At 70.4% G+C, this 14,660-nt stretch carries 13 protein-coding genes; 9 read left to right on the forward strand and 4 right to left on the reverse strand.

Annotated features, from left to right (window positions below; genetic code table 11):
• Window positions 1-281 precede the first annotated feature (281 nt).
• The 7 genes from OG747_RS08885 (at window position 282) to OG747_RS08915 (ending at window position 5,408) form a co-directional block, all read left to right on the forward strand.
• Window positions 282-1,175 (forward strand): DMT family transporter, encoded by an 894-nt coding sequence (locus tag OG747_RS08885; RefSeq protein WP_405878732.1) that lies wholly within the window; start codon window positions 282-284, stop codon window positions 1,173-1,175.
• Window positions 1,176-1,271: 96 nt separating this feature from the next.
• Window positions 1,272-1,793, forward strand: coding sequence for an NUDIX hydrolase (locus OG747_RS08890; RefSeq protein WP_405878733.1), 522 nt, complete (start codon window positions 1,272-1,274; stop codon window positions 1,791-1,793).
• A 31-nt stretch (window positions 1,794-1,824) separates the two neighbouring features.
• Window positions 1,825-2,217 carry a YidH family protein gene (locus OG747_RS08895; protein ID WP_405878734.1) on the forward strand — a complete coding sequence of 131 codons (393 nt, stop codon included), beginning with the start codon at window positions 1,825-1,827 and terminating at the stop codon, window positions 2,215-2,217.
• The gene (locus OG747_RS08900; protein ID WP_405878735.1) at window positions 2,214-2,552 is read left to right on the forward strand and encodes a DUF202 domain-containing protein; all 339 of its coding nucleotides are present in this window, start codon (window positions 2,214-2,216) and stop codon (window positions 2,550-2,552) included. The genes OG747_RS08895 and OG747_RS08900 overlap by 4 nt, the downstream gene beginning before the upstream one ends.
• A gap of 175 nt (window positions 2,553-2,727) precedes the next feature.
• Window positions 2,728-3,024 (forward strand): hypothetical protein, encoded by a 297-nt coding sequence (locus OG747_RS08905; RefSeq protein WP_405878736.1) that lies wholly within the window; start codon window positions 2,728-2,730, stop codon window positions 3,022-3,024.
• Between the two features lie 141 nt (window positions 3,025-3,165).
• Window positions 3,166-4,188: a phosphotransferase family protein gene (locus OG747_RS08910; protein ID WP_405878737.1), complete on the forward strand. Its 1,023-nt coding sequence runs from the start codon at window positions 3,166-3,168 to the stop codon at window positions 4,186-4,188.
• Window positions 4,189-4,193: 5 nt separating this feature from the next.
• Window positions 4,194-5,408: an acyl-CoA dehydrogenase family protein gene (locus OG747_RS08915; RefSeq protein WP_405878738.1), complete on the forward strand. Its 1,215-nt coding sequence runs from the start codon at window positions 4,194-4,196 to the stop codon at window positions 5,406-5,408.
• 181 nt (window positions 5,409-5,589) lie between these two features.
• Here the strand turns inward: OG747_RS08915 and OG747_RS08920 are convergent, their stop codons facing one another.
• The 3 genes from OG747_RS08920 to OG747_RS08930 all read right to left on the reverse strand — a co-directional run bounded on the left by OG747_RS08920 (window position 5,590) and on the right by OG747_RS08930 (window position 8,693).
• Window positions 5,590-6,183 carry a TetR/AcrR family transcriptional regulator gene (locus tag OG747_RS08920; RefSeq protein ID WP_405878739.1) on the reverse strand — a complete coding sequence of 198 codons (594 nt, stop codon included), beginning with the start codon at window positions 6,181-6,183 and terminating at the stop codon, window positions 5,590-5,592.
• An 87-nt stretch (window positions 6,184-6,270) separates the two neighbouring features.
• Window positions 6,271-7,905, reverse strand: a complete 1,635-nt coding sequence (locus OG747_RS08925; protein ID WP_405885483.1) for a class I adenylate-forming enzyme family protein — start codon at window positions 7,903-7,905, stop codon at window positions 6,271-6,273.
• Between the two features lie 23 nt (window positions 7,906-7,928).
• Window positions 7,929-8,693: an SDR family oxidoreductase gene (locus tag OG747_RS08930; RefSeq protein WP_405878740.1), complete on the reverse strand. Its 765-nt coding sequence runs from the start codon at window positions 8,691-8,693 to the stop codon at window positions 7,929-7,931.
• Between the two features lie 228 nt (window positions 8,694-8,921).
• Between OG747_RS08930 and OG747_RS08935 the strand changes: the two genes are divergently transcribed.
• Window positions 8,922-10,196 carry an exo-beta-N-acetylmuramidase NamZ domain-containing protein gene (locus tag OG747_RS08935; RefSeq protein ID WP_405878741.1) on the forward strand — a complete coding sequence of 425 codons (1,275 nt, stop codon included), beginning with the start codon at window positions 8,922-8,924 and terminating at the stop codon, window positions 10,194-10,196.
• A gap of 82 nt (window positions 10,197-10,278) precedes the next feature.
• Entirely contained in the window at window positions 10,279-11,616 is a 1,338-nt protein-coding gene (locus OG747_RS08940; protein WP_405878742.1) for a serine-threonine protein kinase, read from the forward strand.
• Window positions 11,617-11,653: 37 nt separating this feature from the next.
• On the opposite strand, the gene OG747_RS08945 is transcribed toward OG747_RS08940, so the two are convergent.
• The gene (locus OG747_RS08945) at window positions 11,654-14,446 is read right to left on the reverse strand and encodes a penicillin acylase family protein (RefSeq protein WP_405878743.1); all 2,793 of its coding nucleotides are present in this window, start codon (window positions 14,444-14,446) and stop codon (window positions 11,654-11,656) included.
• Window positions 14,447-14,660: the final 214 nt, after the last annotated feature.

A 14,660-nucleotide genomic window follows, 5' to 3' on the forward strand; every position in this document is an offset into this window, starting at 1 on the left:
AATGTCCGATCATGTCGGCTTCGTCACGAGGCGTCGGCATCGTGGCTGGTTGATGAGACAGTGGTACGGAAGGCAGCAGACATCGATCCTGGTCGATCGGGCACAGCACGGGCCGACCAAGCCGTTGTTACTGATCGGTCAGATCCTTCGGCAAGAGGAGTGACCGAGTCAACTGCCCGGTTCCGGGTACTCCCGTGGGCGCGGCCCGGTTCATGGCACTACAGTCGGCGGGAATACGCACCCGTGACCCGTGCTGATCCAGACGTATCGAGGTACCCAGCGTGTCGGTTCTCGTTCTGATCCTCTCGGTGAGCGCGGCCTGCTGTCTGGGCTTCGGCTTCGTGCTCCAGCAGAACGCCGCGTCGCACGCCCCGCTGAGCGACTTCCTCTCCCCCCGCCTGCTGCTCGACCTCATCCGGGTGCCCCGCTGGCTGGGCGGCATCGGGCTCATGGTGTGCGGCATGGTCCTCGGCGCGGTCGCCCTGGGCAAGGGTGAGATCTCCCTGGTGGAACCACTCCTCGCGACGAACCTGCTCTTCGCGCTCGCGCTCTCCCGCCACCAGACCAAGCACGCCCTGGGCCGCCAGGGCTGGGCGGGGCTTCTGCTGCTCGCGGGCGGGGTCACGACGTTCATCGTGGCGGGCAGACCCACGGGCGGCGACTCGGTCACCGATCCGCTGCGGCACTGGCTGATCATCGGGATCATGGTCGGGCTCGCGCTGCTGCTCACCACCTACGCCAAGCGCTCCCGGCTGAGCACCGCGCCCGTACTGCTCGCGCTGGCCGCGGGGCTGCTGTACGGCGTACAGGACGCACTCACCCGGGTCAGCGGGCAGCGGTTCGGCGAAGGCAGCTGGAGCGAGCTGCTCACCGGCTGGCAGCCGTACGGGGTGCTGGTGCTCGGGGTGACGGGGCTGGTGCTGGTGCAGAGCGCCTTCGAGACGGCCGAGCTGCGGATGTCGCTGCCCGCGCTCACCGCCGCCCAGCCACTGGCCGGCATCGTGTGCGGGGTGGGCTTCCTCGGAGACCAGCTGCACACGGACGTGGGGGCGCTCGCCTGGGAAGCGGCAGGGCTCGCGGCGATCGTGGTGGGCATCGTGCTGCTGGGCCTGCACCCCGCGATGCCGAGGGGCACCGCGAAGACGGAGCGGGTGCGGGACCTTCAGCCCCATTGAGGGCCGGCTGCGGCGTCACCTCGGGGCGTGCGGACACTCCGGGCCGTGAGGGATCTCTGGGCCGTGAGGGATTTCCGGGGCTGCTTGGATGGGACCATGAGTGCCGCTGACGAGATCCTCGACATCGTGGACGAGAACGACGTGGTCATCGGGCAGTCCCCGCGCGGCGAGGCATACGCCCGCGGTCTCCGCCACCGGTGCGTGTTCATCCAGGCCCGGGACGCCGAGGGCCGGCTCTTCGTCCACCGCCGCACGCCCACCAAGCTCGTCTTCCCCTCCCTGTACGACATGTTCGTCGGCGGGGTCGTGGGCGCGGGCGAGTCGTACGACGACGCGGCCCTGCGCGAGGCCGAGGAGGAACTCGGCGTCTTTGGGCTCCCCCGGCCCGTCCCCCTCTTCAAGTTCCTCTACGACAACGGCTCCGGCCAGACCTGGTGGTCCGCCGTCTACGAGGTCCGCTGCGACCTCCCGGTGGACCCCCAGGCGGAGGAGGTCGCCTGGCACGACTTCCTCACCGAGGAGGAGGTGGAGCGGCACCTGACGGACTGGACGTGGGTGCCGGACGGCCTCGCGGCGTACGAGCGCTTGAGGGACTGGCGGGCGATGGGCGCGGACTGAGCCGGCGCAGGGCCCCGGTAGGGTCCAGGGCGTGATCGAATTCGCACGGAACGTCCGGCTGTGGTTCGCGCCCGAGGAGGTGCGGCAGGAGGGCCGGACGCCCGACTACCGGTTCTCGCTGGCCAACGAGCGGACCTTTCTGGCCTGGCTGCGTACGGCGCTGGCGCTGATCGGCGGGGGCTTCGCCGTGGACCAGTTCCTGCCGGACCTGCGGTGGGCCTGGCGGGTCGGCCTCGCGCTGGCCCTGCTGGCGTCGGGCGTGCTCTGCTCCCTGCGGGCCGTCAACCACTGGGTGCGCTGCGAGCGCGCGATGCGCCGCGGGGAAGACCTGCCCGTGTCCCGCTTCCCGGCGCTGCTGAGCATCGCCGTCGCGGTCGTGGCCGTCGCGATGGTCGTCGTCGTCCTCGTCGGATGGGAAGGATGACCGCGCCCGCCCCGGAGCGGCATCCCGAGCGCGACCCGGGGCTGCAGCCGGAGCGTACGCGGCTCGCGTGGCGGCGTACGACCCTGTCGAGCACCGTCGCCGCGGTCCTCGCGGCGAAGACGGCGCTGCACGGCGGCCTGTCGGTGACCGGCGTCGTGGCCTGCGCCCTGTGCTGCGGGCTGTGGCTGGGTTTCCTGGCGATCGCGCACCGCCGTATCCGCGTCCTCGCGGCGTCAGGCGCCGCCGGCCCGCCCATGCTGCCCCCGCGGCAGGCGACGGCGGCGACCCTGTGCACGGTCGCCCTGGCCGTGTGCGCGGCGGCACTGGTGTTCTAGGCACCCTCGGAAGCCTAGGCGCCCTCGGAGGCCTGGGAGGCCTGGGGGCCTGAGAGGCCTGAGAGCCGTCCGCCCGGGTTACCCGGGCGGCACGTATGCCGGACTTGCCGCATATAAGGTGCTTTCTATCGCTAGCCTGAGCCGTCGTTTCACGCCACTCACGAAGGTGAGCACCATGACCACCCTCCACCTGGAGCATCCGACCCACCAGCACACCCACGGCCCGGACTGCGGGCACGCCGCGGTGCCGCACGGCGACCACGTCGACTACGCGCACGACGGACATCTGCACCGGGAGCACTCCGGACACTGGGACGAGTGCGAGCCGAGCGGCCACACGGCGCACGACGCACATGGCCACCAGCACGGCGAGGGCTGCGGACACCCCGCCGTCGAGCACGGCGACCACCTCGACTATCTGCACGACGGTCACCGGCACGCCGAGCACGAGGGCCACTGGGACGACCACTAACAACCACTGGGCGGAACGGTTCACCGGCGTCTCCCCCGGCTCCCGGGGGAGACGCCGATCACGTTTCGCCCATGCCCTGGACGACATACCGACTGGTCGGCATCATGGTTACGTCCTGTTTCCCGGTGCGTAGGAGAAAAGATGAGTCCCGACCACCCGCCAGGTCTCGATCTCGACCGGCTGCGCGGCCTGCTCGACGGTGAGCGTCCCGGTCTGGTGCACGGCCCCCTCACCGGCCGGCTGATCGAGGGCGGACGGTCGAACCTCACGTACGCGGTGACGGACGGCACCACGAAATGGGTCGTACGCCGGCCCCCGCTCGGGCATGTACTGGCCACCGCGCACGACATGAAGCGCGAGCACCGGGTGATCAGCGCGCTGCACCCGACGGCCGTCCCGGTGCCGCGTCCGGTGCTGCTGTGCGAGGACGAGGAGGTGCTGGGTGCGCCCTTCTACGTCATGGAGTTCGTGGACGGCACCCCGTACCGCACCGCCGAGCAGCTCGCCCCGCTCGGCCCGGAGCGCACCCGGGACGCGGTGCTCGGGCTCGTCGACACGCTCGTCGAACTGCACGCCGTCGACCCCGCCGCCGTGGGCCTCGCCGACTTCGGGCGTCCCGAAGGCTTCCTCGACCGGCAACTGCGCCGCTGGGGCAAGCAGTTGGACGCGTCCAGGAACCGTGAGCTCGCCGGGATCGACGAACTGCACGCCGCCCTGGGCCGCGAGCTGCCGCACTCCCCCGCGCCCGCCGTCGTGCACGGCGACTACCGGCTCGACAACGTGCTGATCGGCGAGGACGACCGGATCAAGGCGATCCTGGACTGGGAGATGTCCACGCTCGGCGATCCGCTCACCGACCTGGGCCTGCTGGTGATGTACAGCGCGCCGCTGGACCTGCCCGACTCCCCCATCAGTACGACGGCTTCGGCCGCCGGGCACCCGGACCCGGCCGAGATCGTCGAACGGTACGCCGCACGTTCGGGGCGCGACGTGTCCGACGTCGCCTGGTACACGGCGTTCGCCTGGTTCAAGCTCGCCGTGATCCTGGAGGGCATCCACTACCGGTACACGCTCGGCCAGACGGTCGGCGCGGGCTTCGACCGCATCGGTGAACTGGTCCCGTTCTTCATCGAGCACGGTCTGACGACACTTCAGGAAGGCTGACCCACATGGACTTCGCATTCGACGCGCGCACCGAGGAACTGCGCGGGAAGCTGCTCGCCTTCATGGACGAGTACGTGTATCCGGCGGAGGCGGTGGCGGAGGAGCAGCGCGCCCGGCTGGCCTCGCCGTGGGACACGCCCGCCGTGGTCGGGGAGCTGAAGGCGGAGGCCCGCAGGCAGGGCCTGTGGAACCTCTTCCTTCCGAATGCCGAGTACGGCGCCGGGCTCACCAACCTCCAGTACGCGCCGCTCGCCGAAATCACCGGCCGCAGCCCGCACCTGGCGCCCACCGCGCTGAACTGCGCGGCCCCGGACACCGGCAACATGGAGGTGCTCGCGCAGTTCGGCGACGAGCAGCAGAAGAAGCAGTGGCTGGAGCCGCTGCTCGCCGGGGAGATCCGGTCGGCGTTCGCGATGACCGAGCCGGAGGTGGCCTCCTCCGACGCCACCAACATCACCACGCTCATCGAGCGCGAGGGCGACGAGTACGTCATCACCGGCCGCAAGTGGTACATCTCCGGGGCGATGAACCCCGACTGCAAGATCTTCATCGTGATGGGCAAGACGGACCCGGACGGCGCCGACGTCCGCCGCCAGCAGTCGATGGTCCTGGTCCCGCGCGACACCCCGGGCCTCGAAGTGCGGCGCGCCATGCAGGTGTACGGCTACGAGGACCACTCCCACGGCGGGCACGCGGAGGTCGTCTTCGACCATGTGCGCGTCCCCGTCAGCAACTTGATCGGTGAGGAGGGCGGCGGCTTCGCCATCGCCCAGGCGCGGCTCGGCCCTGGCCGTATCCACCACTGCATGCGGCTGATCGGGATGGCCGAGCGGGCGATCGAGCTGATGTGCCGCCGGGCCGTGTCCCGCACGGCGTTCGGCAAGCCGCTGGCCCAGCAGGGCGTGGTCCAGAACTGGATCGCGGACGCGCGCGTGGCCGTCGAACAGCTCCGTCTCCTGGTGCTGAAGACGGCCTGGATGATGGACACCGTCGGCAACAAGGGCGCCCACACCGAGATCCAGGCCATCAAGATCGCCACCCCGCGCACGGTCGTCGACATCCTCGACAAGGCGGTCCAGCTGCACGGCGCGGGCGGCGTCAGCCAGGACTTCCCGCTGGCCGAGCTGTGGGCGAGCGCGCGCACGCTGAAGCTCGCCGATGGTCCCGACGAGGTGCACCAGCGGTCGCTGGCGCGGCGGGAGATCAAGAAGTACGTGTGACCGTCCGTCCGGTGGGGCGGTGATGGGTCTTCTCGCCCCCGCCGCCCCTGCCCATTCCCGTCCCCTGGGGGCTGCGCCCCCAGACCCCCGCAAAAGATTGCGCAGTTCCCCGCGCCCCTGAAAAGGGGCGCGGGGAACTGCGCAATCTTGGGGGCGGCGGGGCGAAAAACACCCCCCGCCCCTACGGGCGCAGCGCGCGCAGCAGCAGGTCCGCCAGGTGGTCGGCGACCTGCTGGGGGGTGAGGGGGCCGCCGGGGCGGTACCAGGTCGACAGGTGGTGCACCGAGCCGAAGTGGTAGTCGACGACCAGGTCGGCCGGGGTGGCGGTGGAGAAGACGCCCTTTTTCTGGCCCTCCTCCACGAGCGCGCGGAAGCGTTCGTGGTAGCGGCGGCGCTCGGCGCGTACCTGCTTGTCCTTCTCGGGGCTGAGGTGGTGCATGGAGCGGAAGAAGATCGCCGCGTCGTCGAGGTTGTCGATCGTGGTGACGACGACATCGGCCGCGGCACCCCGCAGCCGCTCCTCGACGGGCGCGTCGGCGTCCGCGAACGCGTCCAGGCGCTCCTGCTGAAGGCGCAGCACGCGCGCGTACACCTCGTGCAGGAGGTCGTCCTTGGAGCCGAAGTAGTGGTAAAGCGCGCCCTTGGTGACGCCCGCCGCCTCGACGATCTCCTGCACGGAGGTGCGGTCGTAGCCCTGCTCGGCGAAGAGCCGGGTGGCGGCGGCCAAGAGCCGCTGCGGGACGGGCATACCGTCTCCGTCCGTCGTCCTGGGCACTGCCGCCACCTGCCTTCCGAAAGTTGTCCGCTGTTACCGGGAGTCCCGCTCTTACTGGGACTCCTGCTGTTACTGGGACTCCTGCTGTTACTGGGACTCCTGGGGACGGGAACGCAGTTCCCGACGGAGGATCTTGCCACTCGCCGTCTTCGGCAGTTCGGGCAGGATCTCCACATGCCGCGGATATTTGTAGGCGGCCAGTCTCTCCTTGCAGTACGCGGCGAGCGCGTCGGGGTCCTCCTCGGCGCCCGGCCGCAGGCTGATGTACGCCTTCACGGTCTCGCCGCGGTAGCCGTCGGGGATGCCGACGACGGCCGCCTCGCGGACCGCGGGGTGCGTGTAGAGCACGTCCTCGACCTCGCGGGGCCACACCTTGAAGCCGGACGCGTTGATCATGTCCTTCTTGCGGTCGACGACGTAGAGCCAGCCCTCGGGGTCCATGAATCCGATGTCGCCGGTGCGCAGCTCACCGTCCGGGAAGGTCTCGGCGGTGGCGTCGGGGCGGCGCCAGTAGCCGGGCACGACCTGCGGCCCGCGGACGAGGATCTCGCCCTGTTCGCCGAAGGACACCTCCTGGCCCTGGTCGTCGACGATGCGTACGACGGTGTCGGGGCCCGGCAGACCGACGGCCAGCGTGCCCGAGACCGGGTCGACGGGGGCCTCACGGCCCGGCGGTACGGAGGCGCAGGGGGCGGTGCACTCGGTGAGTCCGTAGCCGTTGCGGATGTAGGGCCCGAAGCCGGCCCGGAACTTCTCCACCAGGGCGGGCGGCAGCGGGGCGCCGCCGGAGGAGATGTTCACGAAGGACGAGAAGTGGTCGGGGGTGACGGAGGGGTGGGCGGCCAGGGCCATGAAGGCGGTCGAGGGGCCGACCGTGTAGAGGGGTCGGTGCTCGGCGAAAGCGTCGAGGACGACTCCCGCCTCGAAGCGGTAGGCGAGGACCAGCGTGCCCGCGCTGCTGAGGCAGGCGGCGAGCTGGCAGACCATTCCGGTGATGTGGAACAGGGGTGCCATCGCGAAGTAGACCGGAGCCTCGGGCAGCGCGAGACCCGTCCGCTGACGCTCGGCGTTGTACATGATGTTGCCGTGCGTGTTGGTGGCCCCCTTGGGGGTGCCGCTCGTCCCGGAGGTGTAGCTGATCAGCGCGATGTCGGCGGGGACGGTGTCACGCCCCTCGGGGGCCTTGTGGCCCGCCCGGGCGACCGCCACCAGGTCGTCCGCGTCCGCGGCCTGCGGCAGCCGCTCGAAGGTCAGCACGCGCGCGTCGCCCCGAGTCTGGAAATCCAACTCACACCCTGTGAGGACGACACTCACGGCCGAATCGGCCGCCGTCTCGCGCAGATACGACTCCCAGGCGCGGTCGGAGCACACCAGGGCGCGTACGTCCGCGTCGTGCAGGACGTGGCGGACCTCGCCCGACTTGTACATCGGGTTGACCGGGACGACGGTGGCGCCCGCCTTCCAGGCGCCGAGCAGCGCAAGCACGAAGTGCGGGGAGTTCTGGAGCAGGATCGCGACCCGGTCGCCGCGCTCCAGGCCGCGGGCGGCGAGGTGCCCGGCGACGGAGTCGCTGAGCTCGTCCACCTCGCGGTAGCTCAGCCGCCCGTCGAAGTAGGCGAGCGCGGCGGCGTCCGGGGTGTCCGCCACGGCCCCGCGCAGGGCGTGCACCAGGGAGTCGGGCGGGCTCACCGGGCCGCTCTGGGCGTCGTTGAGGAGGGCCATCCAGGGCCGGTCGGCGTAGGTGGTCACCGGGTCGCCTCCCACTTCTGCTGAAGGTGGTTCATGTTCGTCAGCCAGCGGTCCGGCTCCGCGGCCCGCACCTGGTAGTACCCGGCGACCTCGGGGTGCGGCAGGATCAGGAAGCGGTCCTCCTCGATCCCCGCGAACAGCGCGTCCGCGACGGCCTCCGGCTCGATGGCGGTCGGCTGGAGGACGAGGTCACCCGCGCTGCCGGTGGCGTCGAGCATGTCGGTGCGCACGCCCTGCGGACAGATCGCGTGCACCTTCAGACCGCGGTGGCGGTACGTCAGCGACAGCCACTCGGCGAAGGCGTACGCACCGTGCTTGGTGACGCTGTAGGGCGCGGCGCCGATCATGGTGAGCAGTCCGGCGGCGGAGACGGTGGACACGAACCGGCCGCTGCCGCGCTCCAGCCAGGCCGGGAGCAGTTCCTGGGCGGCCCGGACGTGCGCCATCACGTTGACGTCCCAGGCGAGCGCCCAGACCTTCTCGTCGGCCGACTCGCTGCCGGCCGAGGGGAGGCCCGCGTTGGCGCAGTAGACGTCGATGGTGCCCCCGAGTGCGTCCCGGGCCTCGGCCACGATCACGGACGCGTCGCCCGGCACCGCGATCGCTCCGATCTCCTCGGCCACGGCCTTCGCCTTGGCGGCGTCCAGGTCGTTGACGACGACCCGGGCCCCCTCGGCGGCGAAACGGCGGGCCAGCGCGGCCCCGATACCGCCCCCCGCTCCGGTGACGACCACTCCCGCATCCCGCACGGCTTCCACCATCGGTCTCCTTCGACACGACGCGACACAACACGGCTCCACTGCGACCCCAGACTAACCAGTCGGTATGTAGCGAGGGAAGAGGCGCCCTGCGAGGGGTGCGGGCCTGCGCCATACATGCGGCTCCGCCGCGTGGGCGCGACCAGCCACCTACGGCCTGCCGCTCACGAACGACCCGCGGGAGCGCTTAACGTGCCGATACCAACCTTCCGCGGTCACGGAGGTCCCCCCATGCGTGTGTCCCGAAGAGCCCTGCTCACAGCCACCACCGCGGCGGGCCTCACGGCGACCCTCACAACCCCCGCCGCGGAAACCCCCGGCGACCCCCTCCGCACCGGCTTCGAGCACCTCCAGGCAACCGGCTACGCCCCCCTCCGCGGCCGGCGGGTGGGCCTCGTCACCAACCCCACCGGTGTCACCAGTGGGGGCCCCTCCCGCTCGAGCGAAGCCGAGAGTGGGGGAGTACGCCACATCGTCGACGTCATGCACGGCGACGCCCGCGTCGACCTGACCGCCGTCTTCGGCCCGGAACACGGCTTCCGCGGCACCGCACAGGCGGGCGGCTCCGAGGGCCGCTACGACGACCCGGCGACCGGGCTGCCCGTCTACGACACGTACCTGAAGAGCGGCCGACCGCTGGCCGACATCTTCACCCACTCCGGCGTGGACACCATCGTCTTCGACATCCAGGACGTGGGCGCGCGCTTCTACACGTACATCTGGACGCTGTACGACTGCATGGAGGCGGCCCAGCTGGCGGGCAAGCGCTTCGTGGTGCTGGACCGGCCGAACCCGGTGACGGGACGGACGGCCCTGGGGCCCGTGCTGCACAAGGAGTTCGCGACGTTCGTCGGACGGCAGCCCATCGCGCAGGCGCACGGGATGACGGTGGCGGAGCTGGCACGGCTGTTCAACGGGGAGTTCCTGGCGGCGCCGGTGGAGCTGACCACCGTACTGATGTCGGGCTGGAAGCGGTCGGACTTCTACGACGCCTCCGGCCTGCCCTGGGTGCCGCCGAGCCCGAACATGCCGACGGCCGACACCGCCCTGGTGTACTCCGGCACCGGCCTCTTCGAGGGGACGAACCTGTCGGAGGGGCGGGGCACGACCCACCCGTTCGAGCTGCTGGGCGCGGAGGGCATCGACGGACAGTGGGCTCTGGCGGCAAACCGACTCGGCCTCCCCGGCGTGCACTTCAGGGAGGCGTACTTCGCTCCCACCTTCTCCAAGTTCCAGGGAAAGACGATCGGCGGCGTCCAGATCCATGTGCACGACCGGGCCGCGTACGACCCCGTCCGCACCGGCATCGCGCTCCTGGTGACCGCCAAGAAGGTCTGGAGCGGCTTCGGTTGGCGCTCCGACCACTGGATCGACAAGCTGACCGGCTCCACGAGTGTGCGCACGATGATCGACGCGGGCGCGACGGCCGACGAGGTCGTGGCGGCCTGGGAGGGCGAGTTGAGGACCTTCCGGCGGACGCGGAAGGAATATCTCCTCTACGGTTGAGTCGTGGTGTATGGCCAACCTTCGCCCCTGGTAGGACGATGCGCCCAGATCGCATCGCCTTCGGGGGACGAGGGGACTTGCCATGGCGGATCCGGCAGTCAGTGTTTCTCCCTACTGGGAGCTGACGTTCGACGCGGACGGGGACGTGGACGGCCGGGAGAGAGACCGGCTGCTCGCGGAGGTCGCAGCACGCGAGGTGCGCGATCTGATCGTCTTCGCGCACGGCTGGAACAACGACCGTTCCGACGCGACCCGGCTCTACAGTCAGTTCTTCGCACCCGTGCCAGGCCTCGCGCCGCACGCGCGTCTGGGGTACGTGGGTGTGGTGTGGCCCTCGATGCGGTTCTCGGACGAGCCGATCCCCGACTTCCCGCCCTCGGTGGCCGCCGACGTCCCCACCGACCTCCCCGGCACCGCACGGCCGGCGCTCGACGAGGGCACCCGGCACGCCCTCCTGGAGGTGTTCCCGGGCCGTGCGACGGTGGTCGAGCAGATCGCCCGCCTGCTGGACCAACAGCCCGACGACGAAGCCTCGCTGGAGGAGTTCGGGCGTCTCGTACGCCTGCTGGTCGAGGTACGGCCGCAGGGACCGCAGGCCGCCTTCGCCGCGGACACGCTCACCCAGGGAGCGCCGGAGGGCGACCCCGAGACGCTCTTCGGGGACACGGCCACGGCCTGCGACGAGTTCGCCCAGGCGCTGGCCGGGATGCGGGCTCCCAGTGAGGCCTCGTTCGCGCTGCCGCGGCTGTGGGACGGGGCGCGCGAGCTGCTGCGCCAGGCCACGTACTACGCCATGAAGCGGCGCGCGGGAACGGTCGGCGAGCTCGGGCTCGGGCGCGCGATCGGACAGCTCGCGGCCACCGCCCCCGGGGTGCGGGTGCATCTGGTCGGGCACAGCTTCGGCGCCCGGCTGGTCTCCTTCTCGCTGCGCGGACTGCCCGAGGGCGTGCGCACGGTGAAGTCCGTGACCCTGCTCCAAGGGGCCTTCTCGCACTACGCGTTCGCGGCGCGACTGCCCGAGGACCCCCGCTCCAGCGGCGTACTGAACGGCCGGCAGAACCGCATCGACGGGCCCCTGGTGTGCTGCTACTCCCACTTCGACTCGGCGCTCGGCACCGTCTATCCGCTGGCCTCACGGATGGCGGAAGACGACCGGTCGGTCCTGGGTCTCGACCTCGACCCCGGTCACCTGCTGGGCGCCAAGTGGGGTGCGATGGGCCACGACGGGGTGCAGGCGGTCGAGGGCACGAAGACGTTCACGCTCGCCGACGCGCTGCGCGCGAAACTGCCGGTGTCGGGGTGCGTGAACGTCGACGCGTGCGCGGTGGTGAACCGCGGCGGGCCCCCGTCCGGGGCCCACAGCGACATCTGCCACCGGGAACTGGCTCAGGTGGTACTGGCGGCGGGTCGCGTGCAATGACCCGCCGCCGCACACAAGCGGTCGGCACACTCCGGGGTCACCGGTGCGACGTGTACTCCACCACCTGCTGGAAGGTCGGCCGGTTCTGCCAAGTGATCTTTCCGTGCTTGATACCGCCCAGCGTCCGCTGAACGATCGAGTCGGCGCACCACTGGTCGCCCGCCGAGCACTGGTCGTCGCCGGGGTAGACCTGGGCGGCGGTCAGGCCGGCCGCCGTCTTGAGGGTGCTGATCAGGTCGTCCCGGCAGGCGCTGAGGCTGCCGCTGCCGCAGTACTTCTGCGTCAGTCCGCCCTGCACCGACTCACCGAGTACCGCCCGGATGTCCTTGTCGACATAGCTCCACCAGCCGTACTGGAAGGAGCTTCCGGCGTGTGCGCCGGTCGGGCCGTGCGCGGCCGACGGGGACTCGTCGATGGGCAGGTTGTTGGTCATGGCCGTGTACAGGTCGGTGCCGAGGCCCGGCTGGAACTCGGCCTTCACCAGCAGCGGCCACCAGGCGTCCAGGATGCGGATCGCGTCGGCGTTGGCGTACGCCTTCGAGCCGGCCGAGGTCTCCTTGCGCTTGGCGCCGGCCGTCACCCAGTCGGACAGCTTGGTCACCGCCGCCGCGGCCGTGGTGTCCGTGACCGTCGAGCTGTTGATGACCTTCAGCAGCTTCGGCAGCACATCCTCGGCCCGCAGGTCCGCCAGGGCCGCGTCGGCCATCGCCTTCACCAGCGCCGTTCTGGTCACCCCGCCCGCGGCGACCAGCTTCTTCACCCGGTCCTCCAGGAGGGTGCCGCGGTGCACCGAGCCGTCACCCCAGGGGGCTGTCGTGTAGTCCTTGGCCTGCTTGTTGTTCCAGGAGATGTAGTAGTCCTGGTCGATGGAGTTGGGGTGGGCGGACGCCGGGGTGTACGAGGCGGTGTTCGTGGTCGGGTCCCAGTTCTGCCACTCGTACGCGGCCTGCGCCCAGACGGGGAACTCGGCGTCGACACCGCTCGCCCGCACCGGGTTGTCGCCGCTGTTGTAGTACGCGGTGTGCGAGGAGTCGGCGTAGAACCAGTTGAAGGTGTAGTTGATGTGCTGCACCGCGCTCTGGAACGTCTGCGGGCTGTTCACGTAGTCCGGGTCGTTGAGCATCTGGAAGCCGATGATCGAGTCGGCCTCGTGCATGTAGGAGGAGCGCAGGGTGGTGTACGCGACCTTCTTGCCGCCGACCGTCGCCCGATACTCCACGGGGCCGTACTTGGTCCGGTAGACCTGCATCCGGTACGAGCCCGCCGCGGTGCCGTCCGCGGTGGTCGGCGTCCAGGAGTTGGTGCGCTCGACCTTGTCCATGGCGGTGCAGGTGCCGTGGTAGAGGTAGTGGTAGTCGTCCTGGCACAGCTCGACGGCGTACGTGTCGATGATGTCCTGGCCGGAGGTCGTCGCGCTCCAGGAGAAGTCCTGGCCGCGGCCGAGTTCGACGTACATGCTCAGGCCCGCGAAGGAGGCGCCGCGCGCGCTGAGGCCCGGACCCTGAATCTCCTGGAGCATGAGGAGCTGTGGCGCGAAGTAGCCGGTTTGCGGGCCGAAGACGGCGATCGGGTGGCCGCTGGCCGTGTACTTGCCGCTCACCACGAGGGCGTTGGACATCCCGCGCTTGGCCGAGGTGAGGGTGGTGGCGGCCGCCGTGGCCGAGGTGCTGGTGGCGGTCGAGGTGGCCGCGCTGCCGGTGCGGTCGTAGACCAGCGGCTCCTGGGTCACCGAGCCGGCGTCGGGCAGGGCCTCCCCCTGCGCGGTGTCGGGCTTCGTGGCGTACGGGAAGCTCTCGCCGTTGTGGACGGTGAGCGTGGCCTCGGGGTCGTTGCGCTCGCGGAAGGACTCCCAGACCTTGGTGCCCTCGGTCACACCGTACTTGGACTGGGCGGCCAGCAGCGAGATCGCGTTGTTGACCTCGCCGCCGCCTCCGGAGCCGAAGAGCGCGCCGATGACGGAGGCCAGCGCGACCAGATCGGTGATCTTGAAGTGGTCGATGGTGCCGGCGTTGGTGATGGAGTCCTTGTGCCCGGTCAGGACGTACTCGCCGGGGAAGTAGCGGCCGCTGTCGGAGGCGTCGATGTACGCGTTGATGCCGTCGAGGTAGGCGTTGGCGTCGGCGAGGGCCTGCTGGCCGCGGGCGCCGTTGTTCGCGATGGCGTTGTCGATCTGGGTCTGCAGATCGGCCTCGCTGTAGGGCGCGTTGCGCCAGAACTCCTGCTCGAGGCCCTGGTTGGAGGCGGCGCCACCGGCGAAGGAGGTCAGCTGACCGCGGCCGACGTGCCGGAAGACGTCCATCAGCCACAGCCGGTCCTGGCCGGCGGCGTACCCGGCGCCGTACTCGGTGCCGTAGCGGGTGGTGCCGGTGATGTGCGGCACACCGGTCTTCTTGTCGCGGACGATCGTCACGTCGGTGCGGCCGCCGGGGTTGATGGTCGACTCGACCTGGTCGGAGGCGACACCGAACGACGCGTCGTTGAAGAAGTCGTTGATCTTGGCATCGGTGAGGGTGGCGGCGCCCGAGGCCAGGTTGCTGTAGGGGCCGAGCTGGTCCTCCGCATGGCTGGGCTGGGAGCCGAAGGCCTGGTTGAGGAGGATCTGGGCGAGGGTGGCGGTGCCGTTCTCACCGGCCGGGAGGATGTCGGAACACTGGCCGCCGCAGTAGTCGTTGGCGGCGAGCGCGGACGTGCTGTCGGCGGCGGCCGCCTGGGTCAGCGGGGACAGCAGAGCGGCTATCAGGGCGCAGATGGATGCCGCCCCCAGGAACTTGGTGAATCTGCGGGGAGTTCTCAGTCTGTCAAGTGTGGTGCGTGGGGTGCGCCGTGGCATGGCAGCTCCTACCGACGGGGGTGGGCCGGACGTTACCGCCGGTATCCCCGAGTTGGAAGATGAACATGCGTCAACTTTTCAACGATCACTCGGAGTTGCGCGGAACCGCCGAGGCCCGGCATCCCGTTCCCACAGCCTTTTCGACAGGTCGCTGACAGAGAGGGGAGGCAGGCCGGAGGGAGTTCGGCCGGTGACTGATGACCCTCATCGGAAA

This window comes from Streptomyces sp. NBC_01384, assembly GCF_045040035.1.
In the GTDB taxonomy this organism is placed as follows: domain Bacteria; phylum Actinomycetota; class Actinomycetes; order Streptomycetales; family Streptomycetaceae; genus Streptomyces.